25 protein-coding genes are annotated in these 26,663 nt (G+C 66.4%); 15 read left to right on the top strand and 10 right to left on the bottom strand.

What is annotated here, in order from left to right; translation table 11 throughout:
• The first annotated feature begins 133 nt into the window (after positions 1 to 133).
• The 13 genes from GN331_RS01535 to GN331_RS01475 all read left to right on the top strand — a co-directional run bounded on the left by GN331_RS01535 (position 134) and on the right by GN331_RS01475 (position 12,608).
• Entirely contained in the window at positions 134 to 898 is a 765-nt protein-coding gene (locus GN331_RS01535; protein WP_156639693.1) for a DUF2884 family protein, read from the top strand.
• Between the two features lie 157 nt (positions 899 to 1,055).
• Entirely contained in the window at positions 1,056 to 2,477 is a 1,422-nt protein-coding gene (locus tag GN331_RS01530) for a dihydrolipoyllysine-residue acetyltransferase (protein WP_156639690.1), read from the top strand.
• The gene (lepB, locus tag GN331_RS16935) at positions 2,474 to 3,334 is read left to right on the top strand and encodes a signal peptidase I (protein ID WP_156639689.1); all 861 of its coding nucleotides are present in this window, start codon (positions 2,474 to 2,476) and stop codon (positions 3,332 to 3,334) included. Before GN331_RS01530 ends, lepB begins: the two co-directional genes overlap by 4 nt.
• Positions 3,335 to 3,344: 10 nt before the next feature.
• On the top strand, positions 3,345 to 5,168 hold the full coding sequence (gene lpdA, locus GN331_RS01520; RefSeq protein WP_156639686.1) for a dihydrolipoyl dehydrogenase: 1,824 nt from the start codon (positions 3,345 to 3,347) through the stop codon (positions 5,166 to 5,168).
• Between the two features lie 370 nt (positions 5,169 to 5,538).
• Positions 5,539 to 5,907: an ATP synthase subunit I gene (locus tag GN331_RS01515; RefSeq protein WP_156639683.1), complete on the top strand. Its 369-nt coding sequence runs from the start codon at positions 5,539 to 5,541 to the stop codon at positions 5,905 to 5,907.
• A gap of 26 nt (positions 5,908 to 5,933) precedes the next feature.
• Positions 5,934 to 6,761 (top strand): F0F1 ATP synthase subunit A, encoded by an 828-nt coding sequence (gene atpB, locus GN331_RS01510; RefSeq protein ID WP_331713326.1) that lies wholly within the window; start codon positions 5,934 to 5,936, stop codon positions 6,759 to 6,761.
• A gap of 92 nt (positions 6,762 to 6,853) precedes the next feature.
• Positions 6,854 to 7,129 (top strand): F0F1 ATP synthase subunit C, encoded by a 276-nt coding sequence (gene atpE, locus GN331_RS01505; protein WP_156639676.1) that lies wholly within the window; start codon positions 6,854 to 6,856, stop codon positions 7,127 to 7,129.
• A 93-nt stretch (positions 7,130 to 7,222) separates the two neighbouring features.
• Positions 7,223 to 7,693 carry a F0F1 ATP synthase subunit B gene (locus tag GN331_RS01500; protein ID WP_156639674.1) on the top strand — a complete coding sequence of 157 codons (471 nt, stop codon included), beginning with the start codon at positions 7,223 to 7,225 and terminating at the stop codon, positions 7,691 to 7,693.
• A gap of 10 nt (positions 7,694 to 7,703) precedes the next feature.
• Positions 7,704 to 8,240 carry a F0F1 ATP synthase subunit delta gene (locus GN331_RS01495; RefSeq protein ID WP_156639671.1) on the top strand — a complete coding sequence of 179 codons (537 nt, stop codon included), beginning with the start codon at positions 7,704 to 7,706 and terminating at the stop codon, positions 8,238 to 8,240.
• A 47-nt stretch (positions 8,241 to 8,287) separates the two neighbouring features.
• Positions 8,288 to 9,838 carry a F0F1 ATP synthase subunit alpha gene (gene atpA, locus GN331_RS01490; RefSeq protein WP_156639668.1) on the top strand — a complete coding sequence of 517 codons (1,551 nt, stop codon included), beginning with the start codon at positions 8,288 to 8,290 and terminating at the stop codon, positions 9,836 to 9,838.
• Positions 9,839 to 9,851: 13 nt separating this feature from the next.
• Positions 9,852 to 10,715: a F0F1 ATP synthase subunit gamma gene (atpG, locus tag GN331_RS01485; RefSeq protein WP_156639665.1), complete on the top strand. Its 864-nt coding sequence runs from the start codon at positions 9,852 to 9,854 to the stop codon at positions 10,713 to 10,715.
• A 51-nt stretch (positions 10,716 to 10,766) separates the two neighbouring features.
• On the top strand, positions 10,767 to 12,170 hold the full coding sequence (gene atpD, locus GN331_RS01480; protein WP_156639662.1) for a F0F1 ATP synthase subunit beta: 1,404 nt from the start codon (positions 10,767 to 10,769) through the stop codon (positions 12,168 to 12,170).
• 12 nt (positions 12,171 to 12,182) lie between these two features.
• Complete coding sequence (locus tag GN331_RS01475) at positions 12,183 to 12,608, top strand: F0F1 ATP synthase subunit epsilon (protein WP_156639659.1); 426 nt, start codon at positions 12,183 to 12,185, stop codon at positions 12,606 to 12,608.
• Between the two features lie 61 nt (positions 12,609 to 12,669).
• On the opposite strand, the gene GN331_RS01470 is transcribed toward GN331_RS01475, so the two are convergent.
• Positions 12,670 to 13,053 (bottom strand): GtrA family protein, encoded by a 384-nt coding sequence (locus tag GN331_RS01470; RefSeq protein WP_156639656.1) that lies wholly within the window; start codon positions 13,051 to 13,053, stop codon positions 12,670 to 12,672.
• A 117-nt stretch (positions 13,054 to 13,170) separates the two neighbouring features.
• On the opposite strand from GN331_RS01470, the gene glmU reads away from it, so the two are divergent.
• Positions 13,171 to 14,541, top strand: coding sequence for a bifunctional UDP-N-acetylglucosamine diphosphorylase/glucosamine-1-phosphate N-acetyltransferase GlmU (glmU, locus tag GN331_RS01465; protein WP_156639653.1), 1,371 nt, complete (start codon positions 13,171 to 13,173; stop codon positions 14,539 to 14,541).
• 19 nt (positions 14,542 to 14,560) lie between these two features.
• Here glmU and GN331_RS01460 read toward each other — a convergent pair whose 3' ends face one another.
• The 9 genes from GN331_RS01460 to GN331_RS01420 all read right to left on the bottom strand — a co-directional run bounded on the left by GN331_RS01460 (position 14,561) and on the right by GN331_RS01420 (position 24,596).
• Positions 14,561 to 15,616 carry a hypothetical protein gene (locus tag GN331_RS01460; RefSeq protein ID WP_156639650.1) on the bottom strand — a complete coding sequence of 352 codons (1,056 nt, stop codon included), beginning with the start codon at positions 15,614 to 15,616 and terminating at the stop codon, positions 14,561 to 14,563.
• A 10-nt stretch (positions 15,617 to 15,626) separates the two neighbouring features.
• Complete coding sequence (locus tag GN331_RS01455; protein WP_156639646.1) at positions 15,627 to 16,286, bottom strand: hypothetical protein; 660 nt, start codon at positions 16,284 to 16,286, stop codon at positions 15,627 to 15,629.
• Entirely contained in the window at positions 16,267 to 17,052 is a 786-nt protein-coding gene (locus GN331_RS01450; RefSeq protein ID WP_156639644.1) for a hypothetical protein, read from the bottom strand. Before GN331_RS01450 ends, GN331_RS01455 begins: the two co-directional genes overlap by 20 nt.
• Before the next feature lie 136 nt (positions 17,053 to 17,188).
• Entirely contained in the window at positions 17,189 to 18,499 is a 1,311-nt protein-coding gene (locus GN331_RS01445) for a sensor histidine kinase (protein WP_331713325.1), read from the bottom strand.
• 8 nt (positions 18,500 to 18,507) lie between these two features.
• Positions 18,508 to 19,851, bottom strand: a complete 1,344-nt coding sequence (locus GN331_RS01440) for a sigma-54-dependent transcriptional regulator (protein ID WP_156639642.1) — start codon at positions 19,849 to 19,851, stop codon at positions 18,508 to 18,510.
• An 89-nt stretch (positions 19,852 to 19,940) separates the two neighbouring features.
• Entirely contained in the window at positions 19,941 to 21,170 is a 1,230-nt protein-coding gene (locus GN331_RS01435; protein ID WP_156639640.1) for an ABC transporter permease, read from the bottom strand.
• A gap of 8 nt (positions 21,171 to 21,178) precedes the next feature.
• On the bottom strand, positions 21,179 to 22,495 hold the full coding sequence (locus GN331_RS01430; RefSeq protein ID WP_156639638.1) for an ABC transporter permease: 1,317 nt from the start codon (positions 22,493 to 22,495) through the stop codon (positions 21,179 to 21,181).
• Between the two features lie 12 nt (positions 22,496 to 22,507).
• Positions 22,508 to 23,227 (bottom strand): ABC transporter ATP-binding protein, encoded by a 720-nt coding sequence (locus GN331_RS01425; RefSeq protein ID WP_156639636.1) that lies wholly within the window; start codon positions 23,225 to 23,227, stop codon positions 22,508 to 22,510.
• Between the two features lie 61 nt (positions 23,228 to 23,288).
• Positions 23,289 to 24,596, bottom strand: a complete 1,308-nt coding sequence (locus tag GN331_RS01420; protein WP_156639635.1) for an efflux RND transporter periplasmic adaptor subunit — start codon at positions 24,594 to 24,596, stop codon at positions 23,289 to 23,291.
• 223 nt (positions 24,597 to 24,819) lie between these two features.
• On the opposite strand from GN331_RS01420, the gene glmS reads away from it, so the two are divergent.
• Positions 24,820 to 26,658 (top strand): glutamine--fructose-6-phosphate transaminase (isomerizing), encoded by a 1,839-nt coding sequence (gene glmS / locus GN331_RS01415; protein ID WP_156639633.1) that lies wholly within the window; start codon positions 24,820 to 24,822, stop codon positions 26,656 to 26,658.
• The last annotated feature ends 5 nt before the right edge of the window (positions 26,659 to 26,663 follow it).

The following is a 26,663-nucleotide window of genomic DNA, read 5'->3' as shown; positions in this document are numbered from 1 at the left end:
TAGGGAAGATGCGCCTTCCTTGCGGATGGTTGCAGTCCCATGCGCCACCATGACGTCAGTCATGGCTCCCACCGGCACGTGAAGTTCCGGCACGACGGTTGCATGATCGCCCCATCGACGAGGAGATGGACCGATGCGTGGCATGAAGCTTGCGTTGAACAGCGGCCTGGCACTGGCGCTCGCCATGGCCTGCGGCAGTGCAGCGGCGAAAGACCTGCAGTGCGATGTCGACAGCGACTACGACCTCAACGTCACCGACAAGTCGGTGATCCTGACGAAGGAAACGGGCACGCCCAAGGCGATCGTCATGCGCGATGGACGCATGTTCATCGACAACGCCTGGGTCAACCTCAGCAAGGACGACAGCCGGCGCATCGCCGATTACGAGAAGCACGTCCGCGCCACGCTGCCGCTGGCCGCGCAGATCGGCCGCGACGCGGCGGACATCGCCTTCACCGCGCTGGGCGAAGTCGCCACCGGCCTGAGCGCCCATCCCGAACAGACCCGCGCGGCCCTGGCCAAGTCGCGGGCCGACATCGACAAGCACATGGCGAAGGCCGTGTCGGCGAATCGTTTCAACGGCAACGAACTCGGCAACAGCATTTCGCACGCCATCTCCGAAGTGCTGCCGCCGGTCATCGGCGACATCGTGGGCGGCGCGATCTCGGCCGCGTTCAGCGGCGACGATGCGCGCATCGAGCGCATGAACAACCTCGACAAGGAAATCGAGCGCCGCGTCCAGCCGCGTGCGAACCAGCTGGAAAAGCGCGCCGAAGCCCTGTGCCGCCGCATGGAAGCGCTCGACGCGATCGACAACGCGCTCGTGTATCGCCTGCCCGACGGCAGCCGCCTGGACCTGATCGACGCCAGGATGAAGGTTCGCAACGACTACCACTGACCTCGCGTCAGGCCCCAATCGCGCCGGTTGACCCCGGCGCTTCCCCCACCGCCCGTGCCTCCCCCGCGGGCGTTTTTTTTGGTCTCGCGTGCAACGGTTGGCGCGCTGTCCCGTGGCGGCCACAATAGACGGCCAATCTCCACGGAAGTCGCCAGCCATGGCCGGAACCCAGGAAGCCAAAGTCCCCGACATCGGCGGTTACGACGACGTGCCCGTCATCGAGTTGCTCGTTGCCGTCGGCGACACCGTGAAGGCCGACCAGGGCCTGGTCACGCTCGAATCGGACAAGGCGACGATGGAAGTGCCCGCGCCGTTCGCCGGCGTGGTGCGCGAGTTGAAGGTGAAGGTGGGCGACAAGTTGTCGGAAGGCAGCGTCGTCGCGTTGATCGAAGCCGCGGATGCGGCGGCGAGCGCGAAGCCTGAGGAAGCGAAGGCGCCCGCGCCCGCAGCGCCCGCCCCGGCCACGCCACCGCCGACAAAGGCGACGTCGGAAACAGGCGAGCGTGTCGAACCCGTCGCCCCTTCCACGCAACCCGATCGCATCGCGCAGCAGTCGATCCAGGCCGCCACGCTCGACAGCAAGCCCGGCATCGATGCCGAAGCGCAGCCGCCGCGTTCGCCGCCGGTCGCGTTCGACGCCGATGGTCTGCTGCCCGACAAGGTGCCCTATGCGAGTCCCGCCGTGCGCCTGTTCGCGCGCGAACTCGGCGTGGATCTCACGCAGATGCAGGGCAGTGGCCGCAAGGGGCGCATCGAAAAGGAAGACGTCCAGAATTTCGTGAAGCGTGCGCTGGCCGGTGGTGTCGCACCGTCGTCCGGTGCCGCGCCCGCGGGCGGCGGCTTGAACCTGCTGCCGTGGCCGCATGTCGATTTCAGCAAGTTCGGCGAAATCGAAACCAAGCCGCTCACGCGCATCCAGAAGATCGCCGGCGCCAACCTCGCGCGCAACTGGGCGATGATCCCGCACGTCACGCAACACGACGACGCGGACATCACCGACCTGGAAGCGCTGCGCGTTGCGCTCAACAAGGAAAACGAGAAGGCCGGTCTCAAGCTGACGATGCTCGCTTTCATCATGAAGGCCTCGGTCGTCGCGCTGCAGAAGTTCCCGACGTTCAACGCATCGCTGGACGCCAGCGGCGAGAACCTCACGCTCAAGAAGTACTTCCACATCGGCTTCGCCGCCGACACGCCGAACGGCCTGGTCGTGCCCGTCGTGCGCGACGTCGACAAGAAGGGCGTGCTGCAGATCGCGAAGGAAACCGCGGAACTCGCGGGCAAGGCGCGCGAAGGCAAGCTTTCGCCCGCCGACATGAGCGGCGGTTGCTTCTCCATCAGTTCGCTCGGCGGCATCGGCGGCACGGCGTTCACGCCGATCGTCAACGCGCCGGAAGTCGCGATCCTGGGCGTGTCGAAGTCGTCGACCAGGCCGGTGTGGGACGGCAAGCAATTCCAGCCGCGCCTGGTGTTGCCGCTTTCGCTGAGCTACGACCACCGCGTGATCGACGGCGCCGCCGCCGCGCGATTCACCGCGTTCCTGGCGCAACTGCTCGGCGACATGCGTCGGGCGACGCTGTGAGCGAGGTCGTCGCGACCACCGGCCTGCGCCGGCGGAACAGTCTGCTGGCGGTGATTGGCGCGTATTTCGCCGCGCCTGCGGCGTTCGCCTATGTGCAACGCCTCCGATGGGGCGTCGCGTTCGCACTCGCGATGCCGGTGATCACGTTCGTGGGTGCGCACACCGGCTTGATGTTCGCGCCGTACGGCTATTGGGTCATGTTGGCGATCGGGTTCGCGCTCTTGCTTTGTTGCGTCGTCATGGCGTTCCGCTTTGCACGCGCCATGCCCGAGGGCGCACCGCCGCGCTGGTACAACCGCTGGTACCACTATGTCTGGCTTGCGGCGTTGCCCATCGTGGCGATGAATCTGGTAGCGCAGCATCGTGGAGCGATCTTCGGCGCCGAACCCTTTCGCATCCCATCGACCGCGATGGAGCCGACGCTCACGCCGGGCGACTTCATCACCGTGGACTATCGCGCAGGCGCAATGGCGAAGATCGAACGCGGCGACATCGTGATCTTCGCTCCGCCGCATCATCCGGACCAGCGTTGGATCAAGCGTGTCGTGGGCTTGCCCGGTGAGCGCGTCGACGCTTCCGGCGAACGCGTGTCGATCGACGGCGTGCCGCTGCGCGAAACATGGCGCACGACGCCCAACGTCGGCGCTTCGCCGGGGACGTACGAGCGCATCACGCTCGGTCCCGACGATTACTTCCTGATGGGCGACAACCGCCCCAATTCGGAAGACAGCCGCTACACCGGTCCGGTCGAACGCGCCGCCATCCAGGGCAAGGCGCGCACGATCTGGCTTCACTGGATGAAGCCGGAAGGCTTCGACGCATCGCGCATCGGCCCGATCGATCCGCCCGCACGCTGAGGACGCCCCCATGGCACGCACCGAAGTAAAGGTTCCCGACATCGGCGGCTACGACGACGTTCCGGTGATCGAATTGCTCGTCAAAGTCGGCGACACTGTGAAGCAGGACCAGGGCCTGGTCACGCTCGAATCGGACAAGGCGACGATGGAAGTCCCGTCGTCGGTGGCCGGCAAGATCGCCGAGTTGAAGGTGAAGATCGGCGACAAGTTGTCGGAAGGCAGCGTCGTTGCGATCGTCGAAAGCGAAGGCGCGAGCGATGCGCCCGCGAAGGCCGAAGCACCCGCGAAGGCGGAAGCCCCTGCGAAAGCAGAAGCGCCGAAAGCCGCGCAGCCCGCCGCGCCCGCGCACGCAACGCCGGTCACGCCGTCGCCCGCGACGCCGTCGAGTGGCCCCGCACCCGCCGCCGCGACCGGTCGCAAGGCCGACATCGAATGCCAGATCGTCGTGATCGGTTCGGGTCCCGGCGGCTACAACGCCGCGTTCCGCGCGGCCGATCTCGGCATGGACACGGTGATCGTCGAACGCTACGCCGCACTGGGTGGCGTGTGCCTCAATGTCGGTTGCATTCCGTCGAAGGCGCTGCTGCATGCGGCGGCCGTCGTCGATGAAGCCGCGCATGCGAAGGACTTCGGCATCACCTTCGGCGCACCCAAGATCGAACTCGATGCGCTGCGCAAGTACAAGGACAAGGTCGTCGGCCAGCTCACCAAGGGCCTGGCCGGCATGGCGAAGCAGCGCAAGGTGCGGCAGGTGCAGGGCACGGCGAAGTTCGTTTCGCCGAATGAATTGGAAATCGTCGGCGAAGGCGGCACGCAATTGCTGCATTTCCAGTACTGCATCATCGCGGCCGGCTCGCAGCCGGTGAAGCTTCCGAGCTTCGACTGGACCGACAAGCGGGTCATGGATTCGACCGATGCGCTGGAGTTGGCGGAGATTCCGAAGACCTTGCTCGTCGTCGGCGGCGGCATCATCGGCCTGGAAATGGCGAACGTGTTCCGCGCGCTCGGCAGCGAAGTGACGATCGTCGAATTGCTCGATCAGTTGATGCCCGGTGCGGACGCGGATCTCATCCGGCCGCTCGCCGCGCGCCTGAAGAAGCAGGGCGCCAAGGTGCACCTGAAGACGAAGGTCGTCGCCAGCGAGGCGAAGAAGGGCGGCATCGACGTTTCGTTCGAAGGCGAAAGCATTCCCGAGCGCAAGACGTTCGATCGCGTGCTCGTCGCGGTGGGTCGCAGTGCGAACGGCGGCAAGCTCGACGCCGCACGCGCAGGCGTCAACGTCACCGAGCGCGGTTTCATTCCCGTCGATCGCCAGATGCGCACCAACGTGCCGCACATCTTCGCGATCGGCGATCTCATCGGTAACCCGATGCTCGCGCACAAGGCCTCGCACGAAGGACGCCTGGCCGCGGAAGTCGCCAGCGGCATGAAGCGCGAGTGGGTCGCGCGCGTGATTCCGTCGGTCGCGTACACCGATCCGGAAATCGCGTGGGTCGGCGTGACGGAGACCGAAGCGGCGGCGAAGGGATTGAAGGTCGGGGTCGGCAAGTTCCCGTGGGCCGCGAGCGGCCGTGCGATCGGTATCGATCGCACCGAAGGCTTCACCAAGCTGATCTTCGATGAAGCCACGCATCGCGTGATCGGCGGCGGCATCGTCGGCGTGCACGCGGGCGATCTCATCAGCGAGATCGCGTTGGCGATCGAGATGGGCGCGGATGCCGAAGACATCGGCTCCACCATTCATCCGCATCCGACGCTGAGCGAGTCGGTGGGGTTTGCTGCGGAAGTGTTTGAAGGGACGGCGACCGACATCTACGCGCCGAAGAAGAAATAGATCAAAAGCGTTACCCCCTCCCTGCCTCCCCCTGCACGCAGGGGGAGAGGACAGAGTGTGATTCGCGCGATGCGCGAACCACGGCATTCAACAAGGCGAAGCCCCGACGCGACGAGACGCCGGGGCTTCGATGAGCCTGCCGCGAGGACCGACGAGGAAGTAGCGACAGCCTCGGATCTCACTGACCGGCGTCCCGCGGAAAGGTTCCTCGTGTTCGCGCGAGCCGTGCGGGCGAAGCGTTCACGCGGCTAAATGCCTGATTTCCGGTGCTTCCGGCGGTTGCCGCCCGTCCGGCGCCGTTCTATACTTTCGGGGCTTCGCGGAGCCCTTATCGGTCCGCAGCCTCTGTCACCTCCCCCGGATCACGCGCGTGCTGAACACCGTCGCCGCCGGCCGGAGGCTGGCGCAGCGTACGGCCGCCACGCAGGCGCTCGTGACGCTGGCGACAGCCCTGGCCTGCCTGATGTCCGGCCGTGAAGCCGCGCTCGGTGCGCTGGTGGGCGGTGGTGCGATGACGCTCGGTGGCCTCGTGGCCGCATGGAGCGCCTTCGGAGGCGGCGTGCAGGGAGCGGGCATGGCGCTTGGGCGCCTGTTGCTCGGGCTGGCCGCGAAGTGGTTGGTCGTGATCGTCGGGATCTTCCTGGCCATCGCGGTGTGGCACCTGCCCCCGGTGGCGGTGCTCGGCGGCGCGGCGATGGCCGCGGTCGCCATGTTGGTCGCGACGAAATTTTGGGCGTGAGTGGCTTTTGGAATCGAGGATCTGGCGTGAGTCCTGAAAAGAGCAGCGGTGGCCTGACCGAATACATCGTCCACCACCTGACGCACTGGAAAGTGCAGGTGCTGGGCCACGATTTCCATCTGGATTCGTGGATGGTCGCGCTGGGCGTCGGCCTGCTGGGCTGCTTCCTGCTGTGGACCCAGGCGCGCAAGGCGACGTCGGGCGTTCCGTCCAAGCCGCAGGCCTTCGTCGAAATGGTCGTCGAGTTCGTCGACAGCCAGGTCAAGGACACCTTCCATGGCGACCGCCGCTTCATCGCGCCGCTCGCGCTGACGATCTTCGTCTGGGTGTTCTTCATGAACGCCATCGACCTGTTGCCGCTGGATATCGTCAACGCCGCGGTCTACAACGTGGGCGGCGCCGAAGCGATGCACCACACCTTCCTGCGCCCGGTGCCCACCGCCGACGTCAACACGACGTTCGCGATGTCGATCACCGTGTTCTTCCTGATCATCTTCTACTCGATCAAGGCCAAGGGCGGCTGGGGCTTCACGAAGGAGCTGTTCACCGCGCCGTTCCATGCGCACGGCACGTTCGCGAAGATCATCCTCGCGCTCCCGAACCTCTTCCTCAACCTCGTCGAGTACCTGTCCAAGCCGGTGAGTCTGGGCATGCGACTTTTCGGCAACATGTACGCCGGCGAGCTCGTCTTCATGCTGATCGCGGGCCTGTTCGCCTCGTGGGTGACCTTCCCGTTCGGCGTGGCCTTCAACTCGATCTGGGCGATCTTCCACATCCTGATCATCCTGCTGCAGGCCTTCATCTTCATGGTGCTGACCGTCGTGTACCTCGCGATGGCGCACGAGCATCACTAAAAGTTTTTTCGCGGCACGCAACACCACCTGCTTCAAATCAATATTCCGCTTCACCCTTCAAACCAACTGCTTAAGTCATCCGGAGATCCACCATGGAATTCATCGCCAACGTCCAGGGCCTCACCGCCGTCGCCATCGGCATCATCGTCGGCCTGGGTGCGCTCGGCGCCGCCCTCGGCATCGGCATCATGGGTTCGAAGTTCCTCGAATCCGCCGCCCGCCAGCCGGAGCTCGTCCCGATGCTCCAGGGCCGCATGTTCCTGCTCGCCGGCCTGATCGACGCGGCGTTCCTGATCGGCGTCGGCGTGGCGATGATGTTCGCGTTCGCCAACCCGCTGCTCGCCGCGCTGCAGAACGCAGCCGCCTAAGCAGCATCCGCGCGCACGCCATGACGGCGTGCGCGTCGTTGGACCCGGCGTTGCGGCATCCGGCCGCAGCGTCTTCGATTCGCAGGGCATGACATGAATCCGAATATCACCTTGCTTGGCCAGATGATCTCGTTCGCGATCCTCATCTGGTTCACTGTGAAGTTCATCTGGCCGCCGCTGATGAAGGCGATCGAAGACCGTCAGCAGAAGATCGCCGAAGGTCTCGCCGCCGCCGACCAGAGCCAGAAGAACCTGGCCCAGGCGCAGGACAAGGTCAACGAAGAACTCAAGGGCGCGCGCGTCAAGGCCAACGAGATCATCGAGCAGGCCCACGCCCGCGCGAACCAGATGATCGACCAGGCCAAGAACGACGCGATCGCCGAAGCCAACCGCCAGAAGGCGCTGGCCGAAGCGGAAATCACCGCCGCCGCCAACCGTGCGAAGGAAGACCTGCGCAAGCAGGTGTCCATGCTCGCGGTGACCGGTGCCGAAAAGCTGCTCAAGCGCGAGATCGACGCCAACGCCCACAAGGCGTTGATCGACGACCTGGCCGCGCAGCTCTGAGGACGCATCGATGAGCAAGGCCCTGACCCTCGCCCGTCCCTACGCCCGCGCCGCGTTTTCGCTGGCGCAGGACGGCAACGCGCTCGCCGGCTGGTCCGACGCGCTCGGTTTCTCCGCGCGCGTCGCCGCCGATCCGCAGGTCGCCTCGCTCCTGGGCAACCCGGCGCTGACGGTGGCCGACGCGGTGGCGTTGCTGACGCCGCCGCAGGTGTCGATCGACGGTGAAACGTACGCGCGCTTCCTCGCGCTGCTCGCCGACAACCGCCGCCTGCCGGCGCTGCCGGAAATCGCGGGCCTGTTCGACGAACTGCGCTTCGAAGCCGAACGCGTCGTCAAGGCGCGCGTCACCTCCGCCACGCCGCTGCCGGCCGCCGAGCTCGCCACGATCAAGGCCGCGCTGGTCAAGCGCTTCGGCCGCGAGGTGGAAGTCGAGACCGCGGTGGACGAATCGCTGATCGGCGGCGCGGTGATCGACGCAGGCGACGTGGTCATCGATGGCTCGTTGCGCGGAAAGCTCGGTCGCCTCCAGGCCGCGCTGTCCAACTAATTCTTTGCTAATCGTCGGCGGCAACGTCGGCAAATCGGGAAAAACACATGGCTACCACGCAGCTCAACCCGTCCGAAATCAGCGAACTGATCAAGACCCGCATCGAGAAGGTCAAGCTCGCTGCCGAAGCGCGCAACGAAGGCACCGTGACCTCGGTGTCGGACGGCATCGTGCGCATCCACGGCCTGGCCGACGCGATGCAGGGCGAAATGATCGAGCTGCCGAACGCGACCTACGCGCTGGCGCTGAACCTGGAGCGCGACTCGGTCGGCGCCGTGGTGCTCGGTGACTACGAACACCTGCGCGAAGGCGACACCGCCAAGACCACCGGCCGCATCCTCGAAGTGCCGACCGGTCCGGAAATGCTCGGCCGCGTCGTCAACGCGCTGGGCGAGCCGATCGACGGCAAGGGCCCGATCGAAGCCAAGACCTCCGCGCCGGTGGAAACCATCGCCCCGGGCGTGATCTGGCGCAAGTCGGTCTCCCAGCCGGTGCAGACCGGTTACAAGTCCATCGACTCGATGATCCCGATCGGCCGCGGCCAGCGCGAGCTGATCATCGGCGACCGCCAGACCGGCAAGACCGCGGTGGCGATCGACGCGATCATCAACCAGAAGAATTCCGGCGTTAAGTGCATCTACGTCGCGATCGGCCAGAAGAACTCCACGATCGCCAACATCGTGCGCAAGCTCGAAGAGTTCGGCGCGATGGCGTACACGACGGTCGTCGCCGCCTCGGCGTCCGAATCGGCCGCGATGCAGTACATCGCCGCCTACTCGGGCTGCACGATGGGCGAATACTTCCGCGACCGCGGCGAAGACGCGCTGATCGTGTACGACGATCTGTCCAAGCAGGCCGTCGCCTACCGCCAGATCTCGCTGCTGCTGCGCCGCCCGCCGGGCCGCGAAGCCTACCCGGGCGACGTCTTCTATCTGCACTCCCGCCTGCTCGAGCGCGCCGCGCGCGTGTCCGAGGAGTACGTGGAGAAGTTCACCAACGGCGCCGTCAAGGGCAAGACCGGCTCGCTCACCGCGCTGCCGATCATCGAAACGCAGGCCGGCGACGTCTCGGCGTTCGTGCCGACCAACGTGATCTCGATCACCGACGGCCAGATCTTCCTCGAAACCGACCTGTTCAACGCCGGCATCCGCCCGGCCGTGAACGCCGGCATCTCGGTCTCGCGCGTCGGTGGCGCTGCGCAGACCAAGATCATGAAGAAGCTCTCGGGCGGCATCCGCATCGCGCTCGCGCAGTACCGTGAGCTGGCGGCGTTCGCGCAGTTCGCTTCGGACCTCGACGACGCCACGCGCAAGCAGCTCGAGCGCGGCCAGCGCGTGACCGAACTGATGAAGCAGAAGCAGTACGCGCCGATGTCGGTCGCCGAGCAGTCGCTCTCGATCTACGCCGTCGACAAGGGCTACATGGACGACGTGCCGGTGGCCAAGATCGGCGCGTTCGAAGCCGCCCTGCAGGCCCACTTCGCCAACACGATGGGTAACGTCGTTTCGAAGATCAACGAATCCGGCGACTGGAACGACGAGCTCGAGGCTTCGTTCAAGAAGGGCATCGAAGAGTTCCGTTCGACCGGCACCTGGTAATCGGAGACGTACGATGGCTGGTGGTCGCGAAATCAAAACCAAGATCAAGAGCGTGCAGAACACCCGCAAGGTGACGCGCGCGCTCGAGATGGTCTCGGCGTCCAAGATCCGCAAGGCGCAGGACCGCATGAAGGGCTCGCGCCCGTATGCGCGTGCGATGAAGCAGGTGATCGGCCATCTCGCCCAGGCGAACTCCGAATACCGCCATCCCTACCTGGTGCAGCGCGCGGACGTGAAGCGCGTGGGTTACATCGTCGTTTCGTCGGACCGCGGTCTCGCGGGCGGCCTCAACAACAACCTGTTCCGCAAGATGCTGGCCGAGTTCCGCCAGTTCCAGCAGCAGGGGATCGAGGTCGACGTGGTCACCATCGGCCAGAAGGCCTCGGTGTTCTTCCGCCGCATCAAGGTCGGCATGCTCGCCTCGGTCACGCACCTGGGCGACACGCCGCACGTCGAGCAGCTGGTGGGCGTCATCAAGGTGATGCTGGATGCCTACCAGGCCGGTACGGTCGACAAGGTGTTCCTCGCCTACAACGACTTCGTCAACACGATGACGCAGAAGGCGACGTTCGACCAGTTGCTGCCGCTGCCCGCGTCGGAAACGCAGGTCGCCAAGCACGACTGGGACTACCTGTACGAACCCGACGCGCAGGCCGTGCTGGAGCACGTGCTGACGCGTTACATCGAATCGCTGGTGTACCAGGCGGTGCTCGAGAACGTGGCGTCCGAACATGCCGCGCGCATGGTCGCGATGAAGTCCGCGTCCGACAACGCCACCAAGCTGATCGGCACGCTGAACCTGGTCTACAACAAGGCCCGCCAGGCGGCGATCACGCAAGAAATCTCCGAAATCGTCGGTGGCGCCGCCGCGGTTTAAACCGCGCGCGCCAACCGGAAGCAATCAAGAGTTACTACTGAGGCTATGGCAATGAACCAGGGCAAGATCGTTCAGATCATCGGCGCGGTCGTCGACGTCGAATTCCCGCGCGAGAACGTGCCGAAGGTGTACGACGCGCTGAAGGTGCAGAACACCGACATCACGCTGGAAGTCCAGCAGCAGCTCGGCGACGGCATCGTGCGCTGCATCGCCCTCGGTTCGACCGACGGCCTGAAGCGCAACCTGATCGCCGACAACACCGGCCGCGGCATCTCCGTGCCGGTCGGCAAGGGCACCCTGGGTCGCATCATGGACGTGCTCGGCACGCCGATCGACGAAGCCGGCCCGGTCAAGGCCGACACGCAGTGGGAAATCCACCGCGCGGCGCCGTCGTACGAAGAACAGTCGGCGGGTAACGAACTGCTCGAAACCGGCATCAAGGTCATCGACCTGATGTGCCCGTTCGCCAAGGGCGGCAAGGTCGGCCTGTTCGGCGGCGCCGGCGTGGGCAAGACCGTCAACATGATGGAACTGATCAACAACATCGCGACCGAGCACTCGGGCCTGTCGGTGTTCGCCGGCGTGGGTGAGCGCACCCGCGAAGGCAACGACTTCTATCACGAGATGCAGGAATCGGGCGTCGTCAACGTCGCCGAGCCGGAGAAGTCCAAGGTCGCCATGGTGTACGGCCAGATGAACGAGCCGCCGGGCAACCGCCTGCGCGTCGCGCTCACGGGCCTGACGATGGCCGAGTACTTCCGCGACGAAGGCCGCGACGTGCTGCTGTTCGTCGACAACATCTACCGCTACACGCTGGCCGGTACCGAAGTGTCGGCGCTGCTCGGCCGCATGCCGTCGGCGGTGGGCTACCAGCCCACGCTCGCCGAGGAAATGGGCGTGCTGCAGGAACGCATCACCTCGACCAAGACCGGTTCGATCACCTCGATCCAGGCCGTGTACGTGCCCGCGGACGACCTGACCGACCCGTCGCCGGCGACCACGTTCGCGCATCTCGACGCCACCGTCGTGCTCTCGCGCAACATCGCCTCGCTGGGTATCTACCCGGCGGTCGACCCGCTCGACTCCACCTCGCGCCAGCTCGACCCGAACGTGATCGGCAACGAACACTACGACACCGCGCGTCGCGTGCAGTCCACGCTCCAGAAGTACAAGGAGCTCAAGGACATCATCGCGATCCTCGGCATGGACGAGCTGTCCGAAGAAGACAAGCAGTCGGTCTCGCGCGCGCGCAAGATCGAACGCTTCTTCTCGCAGCCCTTCCACGTGGCCGAAGTGTTCACCGGTTCGCCGGGCAAGTACGTGTCGCTGAAGGACACGATCCGCGGCTTCAAGATGATCGTCGACGGTGAACTCGACCACCTGCCCGAGCAGGCGTTCTACATGGTCGGCAGCATCGACGAAGCGATCGAGAAGGCCAAGAAGATCGCCGCCTAAGGAGCACCTGGCATGGCATCCACCATCCGCTGCGACATCGTCAGCGCCGAAGCCGAGATCTTCCGCGGCGAAGCCGAACTGATCGTCGCCACCGGCGAGTTGGGCGAGCTCGGCATTGCGCCGAAGCACGCCCCGCTCATCACGCGTCTGAAGCCGGGCAAGGTCGTCGTGACCCTGCCTGGTGGTGAAAAGCTCGACTTCGCCATCTCCGGCGGCATCCTCGAGGTGCAGCCGCAGGTCGTCACCGTCCTCGCCGACACCGCCGTGCGTGCGCAGGACATCGACGAAGCCGCGGTCCGCGCCGCGAAGGAAGAAGCAGAGCGCATCCTCGCGCGCCGTGGCGAAGCGATGGAAATCGCCGAAGCCCAGGCCAAGCTGGCCGAAGTCACCGCGCAGATGCAGGCGCTGGAGCGCCTGCGCAAGAACCTCAAGCACTGAGGTTCGCGCAAACGCGATACGAAAAACGCCGGCCCAGTGCCGGCGTTTTTTGTTTGCGCGATTACTTCTTGTAAACCCAATGCCGCGACAGGAAGAACCCCGTCACCCCCAGCACGCCCTCGACGCCCGGCTTGGCCAGCCACGCCCACTTCAGGCCCAGGTGGTCGTCGATCGCGCCCATCGACCATGTGCTGATCGCGGTGGTCCCGAGCCACATCAAGATGAAGCGCGTGAGCTGTCGTCCGCCCACGACGGTGTCGTCGCCGCGGAAGGTGAGCTTGCCATTGAGCCAGTATCCGAGCGTCGCGCCCGCGACGCGGCCCAGCACGTTGGCCGCTTCGATCGCCATGCCCCAGTGGCTGAAAAGGACCATGACGCCCCAGTCCACCAGCCATTGCACGAAGCCGATGATCAGGTAGCCGCGCGCGTGTCGGCCCAGCGTCATGCGGCGGTCCTCGCGTCGCGAACTTCGGTCATCCCTGGACCCGTGAAGGAAAGTCGAACGCATCCTAGCAGCGGCCACCGCTAGAATCCGTCGAAACGTTTCCCCGGATCGGACCAGATGCCCGCACCCCTGCACGTCGTCATCCTCGCCGCCGGCGAAGGCAAGCGCATGCGTTCCTCGTTGCCGAAGGTGCTCCACCGCATCGCGGGCAAGCCGATGCTGGCGCAGGTGATCGCCGCCGCGCGCGCGCTGTCGCCCGAAGGCATCCACGTCGTGTATGGCCACGGTGGCGAGCAGGTGCAGGCCGCGTTCGCATCGCAGCCCGACCTGCAGTGGGCCGAACAGGCCAAGCAACTGGGCACCGCGCACGCGGTGCAGCAAGCGATGCCGAACGTGCCCGACGGCGCGCAAGTACTCGTGTTGTACGGCGATGTCCCGCTGATCACGCCGCAGACCCTGCGTCGCCTGCTCGACACGCCGGGCCGTCTCGCCGTGCTCGCGGCCGAACTGCCCGATCCGACAGGCTACGGCCGCATCGTGCGCGACGCCGAAGGCCGCGTCGCCTCCATCGTCGAACACAAGGACGCGACCAACGACGAACGCCAGATCCGTCTGGTCAACACCGGCGTGATCGCGGTCGAATCCACCGCGCTCAAGCGCTGGCTCGAACGCGTGTCCAACGACAACGCGCAGGGCGAGTACTACCTCACCGACGTCTTCCGCGAAGCCGCGTCCGAATTCAGCGCCGCCGAAATCGTCGTCGCGCCCGATCCGCTCGAAACCGAAGGCGCCAACGATCCCTGGCAGCTCTCGCAACTCGAACGCGCGTTCCAGCTGCGCACCGCGCGCGCGCTGTGCGGCGAAGGCGTGCGCTTCGCCGATCCCGCGCGCGTGGACATCCGCGGCGAAGTGCAAGTCGGCCACGACATCGAAATCGACGTGGACGTTGTGTTCGAAGGCACCGTCGTGCTCGGCGATGGCGTGCGCATCGGCCCGTTCTGTCGCCTGAAGGACGTCTCGCTCGCCGCGGGCACCGAAGTGCGCGCGCATTGCGACCTCGAAGGCGCGCGCACGGAAGGCGCGGTGATGATCGGCCCATTCGCGCGACTGCGCCCCGGCACCGTGCTCGCCGACGGCGTGCACGTCGGCAACTTCGTCGAAACCAAGAACGCGAAGCTGGGCGTCGGCAGCAAGGCGAACCACCTCACCTATCTCGGCGATGCGGTCGTCGGCGCGGGCGTCAACATCGGCGCCGGCACGATCACGTGCAACTACGACGGCGCCAACAAGTCGACGACGACGATCCACGATGGCGCGTTCATCGGTTCGAATTCCTCGCTCGTGGCGCCGGTGACGATCGGCAAGGACGCGACGATCGGCGCAGGCTCGGTGATCACCAAGGACACGCCCGAAGCCAAACTCACGATCGCGCGCGGAAAGCAGCAGACGATCGAAGCCTGGCATCGGCCGGTGAAGAAGCCGAAGTAATCGCGCGCCGCGTGGTCGATTACCAGGGCTCGTCGATCTCGTAGCATCCGCCGGGCTGGCGCAGCATCGCCTTGATGCCTTCGCCGCGACAGTCGGGCGCCGATTCGATTTTGCCGATGCCACCGCAGCGCGGCGAATCCGAACCCGCCGGTCCCGGTTCGCAGCAGAAGAACCCGTTCGCGTCGCACAAGGCCGGATGCGAGATGCCCGGATGCGCATCGATCACGCCGGTCGCGCAATCGGGGATGGCGATCCAACGCCAGCCTGCGACCACCGGCGCCGTCGGGCACGTTCCGCCCGCGGCCGGCGTCGTCGCACCGAAGCGCGCCGTCGCACCGAATCCCGACGTGCCGTTCAAGGTCAACGTGCACACCTGGTCCATCGCCGGGCAGTTGCCGCTCCATCCCTTGAAGCCGCCGCCGTTGGAATTGGGCGCGAGCGTCACGGTCTGCGATTCGGCGAACGTGGCGCTGCATGCGGTCAACGGCGCGCCGCTCGGCGACGTGCCGCACGTGATGCCGGCCGGATTGCTGACCACGCGGCCGCTGCCCAGGATCGACACGGTGATGGTGAACACCATGCGCTTGGACAACGGAATCGAGAGCGGCGGACTGTCGGTGACATCGGTGCGCATGCTCTTGTTGACGATGTCGATGGTGAAGTTCGACGGATCGGCGATCGTCGACGGCGCGCGCACGTAGAGACGGTACAACGGCGGCGACGACGCGGTCGTCGTGATGATCTGGAAATAGCCCGCGTTCGGCCCCGGGTTCGTGCCGCTGTCCTGCGGCAACACGATCGGCGCGGCGGTGCCCGAACGCAACGACACGGCGAAGGTGCTGCCGACCGGCGCGGTCACGCCGACGCGCACGCCGCGATTGCGCGTGGGCAGGATCGCCGGCGCAGGCGTGAGGCTGGTGATCGTGTCCCAACTGTTGTTCGGCCCCGGTGTTTCGAGGTCGACGAAGGCGGGCGACGGCAACGGACCGCTGCGTGTCTGGTTGTTGTCGCAGGCAGCGAACAGCGCGAGCGAAGCGACGACGGCGACCAGGGCGGCCTTCAGCACGGTACGCATGGTGTCCTCCTCAGGGCGGCGGCATCGCGTTGTCGGTGAACGGGCGCGTGGAAATCCACAACGTTTCGAGCCGGTGGTTGCGCGTCGTGTCGCTCGTGGTCGCCATCAGCGTCGTGACATCGCTCAGCGGCGACCAGATGCCGTTCAACGCGCTGTTGTTCCATTGGCGCGGCGTCGACACGACGCGGCCGAGGAGCATCTTGCGATCCGGCTGGAACATGACGTAGACCAGTTCGTCCACGCTCCCGGTCGCGCCCGTGGCCTCTTCGCCGAACAGCGGACATGTGCCCGCGGCGACATCGAACTGCATGGTGCTCGGCGTACCACCGGTGAGCGCGAGCACATCGTCGACGGGCCGCCACGTTCTGCCCTGCGACTGGCGCACCGTGTGGAACAGTCGGAACCGACTGTCGGTGCCCTGCGTTACGAAGAAGACCGAAATCATGCGCGGACGCGCCACCGCGGTGACGGCGACGACCGGTCCGAGGCTGCTGCCGAGCGCCTGCTGCACGTCGCCCCACGGGGAAACCGCGCGGAATCGGTTGAACGTGCTGCCCGATTCGGTGGTCGTCGTGCCGAAGTCGCTCGCCATGGCGTGGTACAGCACACCGTTGTCGATGGTGAGCATGTGCAGCTCGCGCGTGGCGACATCATCTTCGAACTGCGTCATCGCGCATTTCACCGATCCGTTCTGCGCGTGATTGCCCGCGGGCGCGCTCACGCGGGGTCGGCGGCGCCGAGGGCCCGATCAGCGGGCCGGGCGCATTCGGCACGAAGCGATCGTCGCCGTTCAATAGATCCTGGACGAAGGTCGCGGCGCGGATGTTGGACGCAGGCACGGGCACGCGCAGTTCGAACAACGAGGTCGTGCGGATGGTGCTGTCGTCCGACCGCGTCCCTGCGCATGCGAACATCTGCGGGCTCGCCACGCCCACCGGCATCAACTGCGGCGCGGTGCGAATGGCGGCGGCGCGATCGTCGACTTCCGTAAAGCCGCGATTCGCCGAACCGGTGAACAACGGCCCCGACCAGCGCCCGGTCGCATCCTGCGTGCTGATCGTCCACGCGCTCGCCGCGAAATCGTTGAAGGGCGCAGGCCGCGGCGCCGGATGCACCTGCGCGCGGAACACGACCGGCATCACCGGGTGGCGCAGCCAACCCTCGGAGAAGGCGAACACGTCGTTGCGCGAGCCCGGTGGTGTCGTATTGCCGCGCTGCCCCGTCGTTCCGTGCAGGCGGACGAAGCCATGCGCCGTTGCGGCGTCGGTGCGTTCGGAGGTGACCGGCGTGTTGCTCACCGGCGCGACCATCGAATCGGTGGCGAGCAATGCGCACATGGGGGCGACCGTGATCGTCTTGGTCACCGGGCCGGTGCCCGCCGGTGGCGTGCACGCGGGGAGCAACAACAACAGCAAGCACATCGTCGAGGAACGCATGCGCGTCTCCTCCGTCCAGCGAACGTCACCCCGTGCAACGCGCGCCCGCGTGGCGACCGGACACCCGAGGAGGGGATTGCGGAATGCTTACGTCAAATTCACGCCTGCTTTTTGTTCGGCGGCGCGATGCGCGTATTCAGGCCGGCAACGTCATCGCCACGCAGAGTCCGCCACCTTGGCGGTTGAGCAACGCGATGCGCCCGCCGTGCGCTTCCGCGATTTCGCGCGCGAGCGCCAGGCCCAAACCCGTGCCGTGGCGCTTGGTCGAATAGAACGGCAGCAAGGCATTGGCGAGCACCGCTTCGTTCATGCCGCTGCCGCGGTCGAGCACTTCGATGCGCCAGCTATCGGGCAAACGCTTCAACGCCAGCGCAACGTCGCCCGCAGGCGAACCGGACTCGTGCGCGTTCTTCAACAGGTTGAGCAGGCATTGCGACAACTGCGCGGCGTCGAAGCGCCCCACGCCGGGTTCTTCCGCGCCGTCGTAGACGAACTCCACCTGCGAGCGCAGCTGCGCGACGAAGCGCTTCCAATCCACCGCTTCCACGCGCGGCGCCGGCAACTTGGCGAAGCGCGCGTAATCGCGGATGAAGCCTTCGAGATGTCGCGCACGATCCTCGATCGTCGCCAGCGCGTTCGGCAGTCGTTCGTACTGCCCGCGCCGAACGAGCTCCGCACCCGAATGCGCGAGCGACGCGATCGGCGCCAGCGAGTTGTTCAACTCGTGGCTGATCACGCGGATCACTTTCTTCCACGTCTGCACTTCCTGGCGGCGCAGCTCCGCGGTGAGCTGGCGCAGCAGGATCAACTCGTGCTTGCGGCCGTTGAGGCGGAAGGTGCGGCGCGAGAGGTGGTAGATCTCTTCGTGTTCCTCGTCGCCGACGGTGAACATGCCGTCGCCACCGCGATGCAGCGCTTCGCTCAGCGCCTCCGGGGCTCGCTCGAGGATCTCGTCGAACGAGCGTCCTTCCACGCGCTTGCCGTCGCCGAGCAACTTGCGCGCGGCGAGATTGCCGTGCACGACGCGATGATGCGGATCGATCAGCACCATCGCCACCGGCGTGTGCTGCACCATCGTGTCGAGCAACAACTCGCGCTGCACCAGCGCCAGGCGTTGGTCGCGCAACGCATCGCCCAGCGCGTTGTGCGCATCGACCAGGTCGCCGAGTTCGTTCTTCGCATGCCACGACAGGCCGAAGCCGAAATCGCCGTCGCGATAGCTCGCCACCGTGCCCGCCAACGCGCGGAACAACGAGCGCATCGGCGCGAATGCGCGCCGCACGTGGTAGTACAGCAGGGGCAGCAGCATCGCCGGCGCGATCAGGATCGCCCACCACGGTTCTTCGAGCACCGCCGCCAGCAGCACCGCGACGACGGAGGTCAGCACGAGATAGGCCGCGGCCAGGATCGTGAAGGTCACGCTGAGCGTCAGTCGGCGATTGAACACGATGGCGCCTAGTCGCGCTTGATGCCGAGGCGGTCGAGCCGGCGATACAACGCCTGGCGCGACATGCCCAGTTCGCTCGCCGCCTGCGCGAGCACGCCGCCTGCGCGGTCGAGTGCGGATTCGATCGCGGCACGATCGGGTTCGTCGTTCGACGCGCTCGCTTGCACGGCCACGGGTGGCGCCTGCAGGCCGAGGTCTTCGGGCGTCAGTTCGTCGGCGCGCGCGAGCAATCCCGCGCGCTGCAGCGTGTTGCGCAACTCACGCACGTTGCCGGGCCACGCGTGCGCGCGCAGCGCACGTTCGGCCGCGGCGCCGATGCGCCGGCCCTCGGGCAGGAAGTGGCGTGCGAGCGGAAGGATGTCGTCGGGCCGTTGCGCGAGCGGCAACAACTTCAGTTCGATCGCATTGAGCCGGTAGAAGAGGTCTTCGCGAAATTGCGCCGCCGCGATGAGCGAGGCGAGGTCGGCGTTGGTCGCGCTGATCACGCGCACTTTGACTTCGCGCTCGCGATTGCTGCCCAGGCGTTGGAAGCGACCCGTTTCGAGCACGCGCAACAACTTCACCTGCCCGGCGAGCGGCAGCGTGCCGATTTCGTCGAGGAACAAGGTGCCGCCGTCCGCGGCTTCGAACTTGCCTTCGCGCGCTTTGTTCGCACCCGTGTAGGCACCGGCGTCGGCGCCGAACAACTCAGCTTCGATCAAGTCGCCCGGCAACGCGCCGCAATTCACGGCGACGAACGGGCCGTTCCGCACGCTGGAATTCGCGTGGATGATCTCGGCGTACTTTTCCTTGCCGGTGCCGTTGGGGCCGGTGATCAACACGGGAAGATCCGAACGCGCGACCTGGCAGGCGAGCATCAGCGTCGCTTCGCTCGCCGCATCGGCGAACACCAGGCCTCTGAGATCATGTTCGCGCAGCAGTGCATCGCGACGACGGCGTTCACCGCTGCGATGGCGTTGTAGTTCGTCGCGCGTGGCCGCCAGTTCGAGCAGGTTGTTGACCGTCGCGAGCAGCTTGCGGTCGTCCCACGGCTTGGCGAGGTAATCGGCGGCGCCGGCCTTTACCAGGTCGACAGCCGATTCCAGGTGCGTCCACGCGGTGAGCAGGATGACGGGCAGGTCGGGGTGGCGTTCGCGGATCGCGCCGAACAAGGCCACGCCTTCCTCGCCCGAGGTCGTGTCGGCGTGGAAGTTCATGTCCTGCACGACCAGGTCGATCGGCTCGCGCGCGAGCAACGCCAGGCCATCGTCGGGCGAGGTGACCGAGCGCGTATCGATGTCGTGCAGCGAGAACAGCGTTTCCAGCGCCGTGGCGACGGCGGGGTTGTCGTCGATGACCAGGATCGTGGGCATGGCGCAAGCGTACCGAAAGAAGGGGGCCGCGCCGCATCCGGCGCGGCCCCCATGGCCCGTGGGAGGCCGGGAACCTCAGGTTGTGAAGATCAGACCGAGCGGGTGGCCACCGCCGGCGGCACCGCGGCGGCCTTGCGCGCGGGGCCGAACACCGAGATCTGTCCGAGCAGCCAGAGCACGAGCGCGCCGACCGGCAGGTACATCAAGGGCAGGCGCGGCAACTCGTACTTGCCCATCAGCAACTGGTTGATGCCGAAGGCGAGCACCATGCCCAGGAAGATGCCGAGCGTGGCCAGCAGGAAGTTCTCGGTCTGGAAGTAGCGCAGGATCTGGCCCTTGGTCGCACCGAGCGCACGCCGCACGCCGATCTGGCGCGTGCGCTGCTGCACCCAGAAGCTCGCCAGGCCGACGATGCCGAGCGCGGTGACGACCAGCAGCGCGACGCACACCGCCACCAGCATCCACGCCATCGAACGATCGCCCCGGAAGAACTCCGAGCGCATCTCTTCCATCGTCTGCTTTTCGACGATCAGTCGGTTGTTGGCGTTGCCCAGCAGCACCTTCTCCGCCGCATCGAGCGTCGCCTGCCGTTGCGAGGCATCGGCGATGCGGATCTGGTAGTTGCCGCCGATGGTGTACGGCGTGCGCACCGGAAGCAGCTGCGAGTACTCGAACGCGCCGAAGCCACCGTTGTTGTTCGGGCGGATCATGTGCTCGACGATGCCGACCACGCGCGTGGGATCGTCGCCCCAGCTGTAGTACTGCTTGCCGATCGGGTTCTCGCCGGGCCACAGCTTGTCGGCGGTGGCCTTCGACAGGATCGCCACGTGCGGCTGCACCTTGCTGTTCGGCTTGTCGAGTTCTTCCCAAGCCACGATGTCGTCGGCCGTGAAGTTGCGGCCGGCGACGAGCTTGAGGCCCATCGTGTCGAGGAACTGCACGTCGCCCATGTAGACGGTGGCGTTGAGGTTCTGGTGCGTCTGTTCCTTGGTCAGGTTGATGCTGCTGTTCCAGGAACTGTTGTTGAAGGGCACCTGGTTGGTGGTCGTGGCGTTCTTGACGCCGGGCAGCGAACGCAGCGCAACCAGGTCGGACTGCGTGAGCGCACCGGCGTTCTCGTCTGTGCCGATGCCGCCGACCTGCACGCGCACGATGTGCTGCTCGTCGAAGCCGCTGGTGCGGTTGATCGCTTCCAGTCGCTCGCTGATCAGGAACAAGGCGTTGCAGATGATCGCGCAGCTCAGCGCGATCTCGAGGACGATCAGCGATGCGGCGGTCTTGTGCCGGCGAAGCGTCGAAAGAATGGGGCGGAGTTCCATGGTGGGCCTCACTGCGACTTGAGTTGGACGGCGGGCGTCACCTGGCAGGCATGCCACGCGGGCACGAGGCCTGCGAGCACGCTGGCCAGGATGGCGAGCGCGAACGTCGTGATGAACATCGCCGGATCCAGGTGCGCGAGGTCCGCGTAGCCGACGGGCTGTTGCCGCACGGCCCACAGGCCGAGCATCGACAGGCCAAGGCCCAGCACGCCGCCGGCCAGGCCGACCGTGCCGGCTTCCACCAGGCACTGCGCGAAGATCGCGCGGCGCGACGCACCCAGCGCACGGCGCACGCCGATCTCGCCGGAACGACGCAGGAACTTCGCGAGCAGCAGGCCGACCGTGTTGAGCAGGCACACCGCGAGGAATCCGAACGCCAGCCACAGTTGCAGGCGCACGTCGCCCGGCACCACGCGGCGATAGTCGAGCCACTCCATGACGCTGCGCAGGCGCACGTTGGTCGGACGCTGGAAGCGGCCCGACGCACGCTGCTGGTCGGAGTAGTTCACCAGGTAACGCTTGTAGGCCTCGGCCTTCTCCGGCGTGTCGAGCTGCACCCAGTACTGCATCCAGGTGCACGGCGCGTTGACGCCGGTTTCGCCGTCCGGATCGTCCTCTTCCTTGCCGTCGTCCCAGCAGTTCATCGAGCCGTTGCGACCCATCTTGAGGTCGATCGCGGTGCTGAAGGGCAGGTAGATCTGTTCGGCCTCGCCGTAGCGGTCGGAGTTGAGGTCGTAGAACTTCGGCTTGGGCCGGAAGTCCTCCATCACGCCGACGACGCGAAAGTCGGTGCCGTCCATGCGCAACGTCTTGCCGACGGCCTGCACGCCGCCGTACAGCTTTTCGGCGAGCTTGCGCGTGATCACGGCGACGCGGTCGTGCGCATCGTCCTGTGCCTTCGACCAACCGTTGCCGGCGATGAAGGTCGGCTCGAACATCGGGAAGAAATCCGCCGACGTGTAACGCGCATCCAGGCCGAACGGCGCAAGGCCCTGCTTGTCCGGCTGCACGGCCACGCCGCCGCCGGTCATCAGCGCCTGTTTGTCGCCCTTGGCTTCGCGCAGGAGTTGCTCGGCGTCGAAGCGCGTGACCTGGTCGTCGGGCTCTTCGCCCGGCGTGTAGCCGTCCATGCTCTGCGGGTCGAGCTGCGGGGTGAAGAGCTTGGCGCTCTTGTGCGGGATCGGATCGCCGGAGAGCACGTGGAAGACGGTGAGCGTGGTCATGCTCGCGCCGATGCCGAGCGCGATCGCCAGCACCATCAGTGCGGTGAGGACGCGATTGCGCCGGAAACTGCGCAATGCGAGGTCGAAGTAGTAGGCGAACATGGGGGCGTCCTCTTACGGCGTTTCGGCGAGCGAGGCGGCGGCGACGCGGGTCAGGCTCGGCTCGACGGACAGGTCCGTCGCCATGCCGTCGACGATGTGCACGTTGCGCTGCGCGCGCGCGGCCAGTTCGGGATCGTGCGTGACCATCACGATGGTCGTGCCGGCGGCGTTGATTTCCTCCAGCAGCTCCAGCACGCCGCGCGCCATCTGCGAATCCAGGTTGCCCGTCGGTTCGTCGGCGAGCAGCAGGCGCGGCGAGCCGGCGAGCGCACGCGCGATGGCGGCGCGCTGCTGCTGGCCGCCCGAAAGTTCGGCCGGGTAATGCTTCATGCGCGAGCCAAGACCGACGCGGCTGAGCGCATCTTCGATGCGCGACTTGCGCTCGGCGGCGCTCATGCCGCGATAGCGCAGCGGCACGTCGACGTTGTCGAACAGGTTCAGGTCGGGAATCAGGTTGAAGCTCTGGAAGATGAAGCCGATCTTCTGGTTGCGCAGCTTGCTGCGCTGGTCGTCCGACATGCCGCGCACGTCGAGGCCGTCGAGGTGGTACTCGCCGCCGGTGAAGGTTTCCAGCAGGCCCGCGATGTTGAGGAAGGTCGTCTTGCCCGAGCCCGACGGCCCGGTGACGGCGACGAATTCACCTTCGCGCACATGCAGGTCCAGCGAACGCAGCGCGTGGGTTTCGACGAGTTCGGTGCGGTAGACCTTGGTGACCTGGCGCATGTCGAGCATGACGGTGTTCCTTCTTCTTGGGTTCGAGCGTGGATGCGGGAGGAGGTGAAAAGGTTGCGAATCAGTTGATGGCGATGCTTTCGCCGTCGCCGAACTGGTCGGCGCCGGAGACCACGATGCGGTCGCCTTCCTTCACGCCGTCGAGGATCTCGACCGCGCTGATGCTGCTGACGCCCAGGCGCACGGGCTTCTTGACGGCGGTGTCGCCATCCATGACCCACGCGCTGTTGCCGCCGCCTTCGTCGACGAACGGGCCGCGCTCGACCTGGAGCACGTTCTTGCGCGTGTCCATCACGATGCGCGCGGACAGGCGCTGGTTCTGGCGCAGGCCCGGCGGTTGCTTGCCGGAGAAACGCAGGCGGCTGGTGACTTCGCCGTTCACCACTTCCGGCGAGACCGCGGCGACGTGCGCTTCATACGGCGCGCCGCCCGAGCTGCGGATTTCCGCCGGCATGCCGATGCCGAGGTCGCGCGCGAAGCTTTCGGGGATGCGGATCTCGACTTCGAATTCGGTGAGGTCGACCACGCTGAGCACCGGCGCGTTCTGCGCGACGTTCGCGCGCTGCGCGATCTGCACCTGGCCGACCTGGCCATCGAAAGGCGCGCGCAGCGTGAGCGCGGCGACCTGGCGCTGGATTTCGGTGACGACCGCGCGCTGGCGATCGGCGAGCAGGCGCTTGTTGCGCGTGTCGAGCGTGGCGCCCTGGCCCGACAGGCCGACGTCGCCCTTGGCGTGCACCAGGCCGATGTCGGCGCTCTTCAGCGAGTCCTGCGCCTTCGCCACGTCGACCTGCGCCACCGCGCCGCCTTCGAACGCGCGCTGGTAACGCTCAAGGTCACGCACCGCGGCCTGGCGGACGATCTCCGCTTCGTCGAGCGACTTGCGCGCATTGGCGCGCGCCAATTGCGCATCGAGCGCGGCGCGGCTGGCTTCGGCTTCTAGGCTGGCGAGCGTGGACTCTTCCTGCGCGAGCTTGCTGCGCAACTCGGGGCTGTCGATCTCGGCGAGCGCCTGGCCCTTCTTGACCACGTCGCCCGCGACCACCTTGAGCGTGACCGTGCCGCCGGCGATCGCGTACAGCACCGGGCTGTTGGCGGCGATGACGCGGCCGTCGGCGGAGATGTCGCGCACCAGGTCGCCGCGCGTGACTTCCGCGATGCGCACGCGCGAGACATCGACCGAGCGATTGCCCGCGCTCCAGCCCGAGGCGACCCAACCGGCGAGCAGCAACAACCCGAGCCCCGCGCCGCCGGCGATGAGCCAGGACCGCTTGATCTTCGGCAGGCGGCGCGACGTGGAAGCGCCGGCAGCGCGGGTGGGGGGAGGAGAGAGCGGACGATCCTGTCCGGAGGTGTCGCGGATGGCCATGGTGGCGGGTTGGGCTCGCAAGGTGACTAAGTGCTGAGCAGCACGAAACATGCCAACGCCAAGCCATTGATTTAAAAGGGCGCGATCCCCACTGTCCGGGTGTCCACGCGGACACCACGCCGTCCGGCGGACAGTGTCCGCAGCTCATCGGTTGCGTCCGGGCCGTCCGCCAATTTCACGCGTCCACTAAACTGTGGACTCTCTGCAGGAGTCGAACCCCTCTATGTGCGGCATTGTCGGCGCGATCGCGGATCGCGATGTGGTTCCGGTCCTCATCGAAGGCCTCAAGCGACTGGAATATCGCGGTTACGACTCCGCGGGCATCGCGGTCGTCGACGCGAACGCCGGCGACGTGCGCCGCGTGCGCCGCACCGGCCGCGTGTCCGAAATGGAAGCGGCCGCGCAGGCCGAACATTTCGAATCGCGCTTGGGGATCGGCCATACGCGCTGGGCCACGCATGGCGGCGTCACCGAAGGCAACGCGCATCCGCACGTGAGCCACGGCGAACTCGCGCTGGTGCACAACGGCATCATCGAAAACCACGAACAGCAGCGCGAACGCCTGAGCAAGCTCGGCTACCAGTTCGAATCGCAGACCGACACCGAAGTCATCGCGCACCTGGTCCACCACTACCGCGCGCAGGGCGAGAGCCTGTTGCACGCGCTGCAGAAGGCGGTGAAGGAACTGCACGGCGCGTACGCGATCGCCGTGATCGACAAGCGCGATCCCGACCGCATGGTCGCCGCGCGCATGGGTTGCCCGCTGCTGGTCGGCCTGGGCGAAGGCGAAAACTTCGTCGCGTCCGACGTCTCGGCCATCGTGTCTTCGACGCGCCGCGTGATCTTCCTGGAAGAAGGCGACACCGCCGAACTCACGCGCGACAGCGTGAAGGTCTTCGACGCCAACGGCGCGCCGATCGAACGCGACGTGCACGTCTCCGACGTGTCGCTGGCGTCGCTGGAACTCGGCCCGTACCGCCACTTCATGCAGAAGGAAATCCACGAGCAGCCGCGCGCCGTGGCCGACACCATCGAAGCGGTGATCGACAACAACGGCTTCTCCGCATCGCTGTTCGGCGACAAGGCCGACGACGTCATGCGCGACGTGGAAGCCGTGCAGATCCTCGCGTGCGGCACCAGCTATTACGCCGGCCTGGTCGCGCGTTACTGGATCGAATCGATCGTCGGCATCCCGTGCGCGGTCGACATCGCCAGCGAATACCGCTATCGCGAAGTCGTCGCCAATCCCAAGCAGCTGGTCGTCACCATCTCGCAGTCGGGCGAAACGCTCGACACGATGGAAGCGCTGAAGTACGCCAAGAACCTCGGCCACGAGCGCACGCTGTCGATCTGCAACGTGCCCGAGAGCGCGATCCCGCGCGCCAGCAAGCTCGTTTATTACACGCGCGCCGGTGCGGAAATCGGCGTGGCTTCGACGAAGGCATTCACCACGCAGCTCGTTGCGTTGTTCACGCTGACCTGCACGCTCGCCAAGTTGCGCGGCAAGCTCGATCCCGAACGCGAACAGGCGCACCTGGACGGCCTGCGCCAGTTGCCGGGCAGCGTGCAGCACGCGCTGAACCTGGAGCCGCAGATCGTGGCGTGGGCGGAGAAGTTCGCGTGCAAGCAGCACGCGTTGTTCCTCGGCCGCGGCATGCACTATCCGATCGCGCTCGAAGGCGCGCTCAAGCTCAAGGAAATCTCGTACATCCACGCCGAGGCGTATCCGGCGGGCGAACTCAAGCACGGTCCGCTCGCGCTGGTCGACAGCGCGATGCCCGTCGTTGTGATCGCGCCGAACGACAGCCTGCTGGAAAAGGTGAAGTCGAACATTCAGGAAGTGCGTGCGCGCGGCGGCGAGATGTTCGTCTTCGCCGACGCGGACAGCCAGTTCGGTGAATCCGAAGCCGTGCACGTGATCCGCACGCCGCGCCATGTCGGCGTGTTGTCGCCGATCGTGCACGCGATCCCGGTGCAGCTGCTGGCGTACCACGCGGCATTGGCGCGCGGCACGGACGTGGACAAGCCGCGCAATCTCGCGAAGTCGGTCACCGTCGAATAAATCCG

It is taken from the genome of Noviluteimonas gilva (assembly GCF_009740395.1).
GTDB classification, from domain to species: Bacteria; Pseudomonadota; Gammaproteobacteria; order Xanthomonadales; family Xanthomonadaceae; genus Noviluteimonas; species Noviluteimonas gilva.
This window is presented reverse-complemented; position numbering and strand designations above follow the sequence as displayed.

Excerpts from the sequence above, each read along its gene's own strand:
- GN331_RS01535 (WP_156639693.1), top strand. The coding sequence starts at position 134 with ATGCGTGGCATGAAGCTTGCGTTGAACAGCGGCCTGGCACTGGCGCTC.
- GN331_RS01530 (WP_156639690.1), top strand. The coding sequence starts at position 1,056 with ATGGCCGGAACCCAGGAAGCCAAAGTCCCCGACATCGGCGGTTACGAC.
- lpdA (WP_156639686.1), top strand. The coding sequence starts at position 3,345 with ATGGCACGCACCGAAGTAAAGGTTCCCGACATCGGCGGCTACGACGAC.
- atpE (WP_156639676.1), top strand. The coding sequence starts at position 6,854 with ATGGAATTCATCGCCAACGTCCAGGGCCTCACCGCCGTCGCCATCGGC.
- GN331_RS01500 (WP_156639674.1), top strand. The coding sequence starts at position 7,223 with ATGAATCCGAATATCACCTTGCTTGGCCAGATGATCTCGTTCGCGATC.
- GN331_RS01495 (WP_156639671.1), top strand. The coding sequence starts at position 7,704 with ATGAGCAAGGCCCTGACCCTCGCCCGTCCCTACGCCCGCGCCGCGTTT.
- atpA (WP_156639668.1), top strand. The coding sequence starts at position 8,288 with ATGGCTACCACGCAGCTCAACCCGTCCGAAATCAGCGAACTGATCAAG.
- atpG (WP_156639665.1), top strand. The coding sequence starts at position 9,852 with ATGGCTGGTGGTCGCGAAATCAAAACCAAGATCAAGAGCGTGCAGAAC.
- atpD (WP_156639662.1), top strand. The coding sequence starts at position 10,767 with ATGAACCAGGGCAAGATCGTTCAGATCATCGGCGCGGTCGTCGACGTC.
- GN331_RS01475 (WP_156639659.1), top strand. The coding sequence starts at position 12,183 with ATGGCATCCACCATCCGCTGCGACATCGTCAGCGCCGAAGCCGAGATC.
- GN331_RS01470 (WP_156639656.1), bottom strand. The coding sequence starts at position 13,053 with ATGACGCTGGGCCGACACGCGCGCGGCTACCTGATCATCGGCTTCGTG.
- glmU (WP_156639653.1), top strand. The coding sequence starts at position 13,171 with ATGCCCGCACCCCTGCACGTCGTCATCCTCGCCGCCGGCGAAGGCAAG.
- GN331_RS01460 (WP_156639650.1), bottom strand. The coding sequence starts at position 15,616 with ATGCGTACCGTGCTGAAGGCCGCCCTGGTCGCCGTCGTCGCTTCGCTC.
- GN331_RS01455 (WP_156639646.1), bottom strand. The coding sequence starts at position 16,286 with ATGACGCAGTTCGAAGATGATGTCGCCACGCGCGAGCTGCACATGCTC.
- GN331_RS01450 (WP_156639644.1), bottom strand. The coding sequence starts at position 17,052 with ATGCGTTCCTCGACGATGTGCTTGCTGTTGTTGTTGCTCCCCGCGTGC.
- GN331_RS01440 (WP_156639642.1), bottom strand. The coding sequence starts at position 19,851 with ATGCCCACGATCCTGGTCATCGACGACAACCCCGCCGTCGCCACGGCG.
- GN331_RS01435 (WP_156639640.1), bottom strand. The coding sequence starts at position 21,170 with ATGGAACTCCGCCCCATTCTTTCGACGCTTCGCCGGCACAAGACCGCC.
- GN331_RS01430 (WP_156639638.1), bottom strand. The coding sequence starts at position 22,495 with ATGTTCGCCTACTACTTCGACCTCGCATTGCGCAGTTTCCGGCGCAAT.
- GN331_RS01425 (WP_156639636.1), bottom strand. The coding sequence starts at position 23,227 with ATGCTCGACATGCGCCAGGTCACCAAGGTCTACCGCACCGAACTCGTC.
- GN331_RS01420 (WP_156639635.1), bottom strand. The coding sequence starts at position 24,596 with ATGGCCATCCGCGACACCTCCGGACAGGATCGTCCGCTCTCTCCTCCC.
- glmS (WP_156639633.1), top strand. The coding sequence starts at position 24,820 with ATGTGCGGCATTGTCGGCGCGATCGCGGATCGCGATGTGGTTCCGGTC.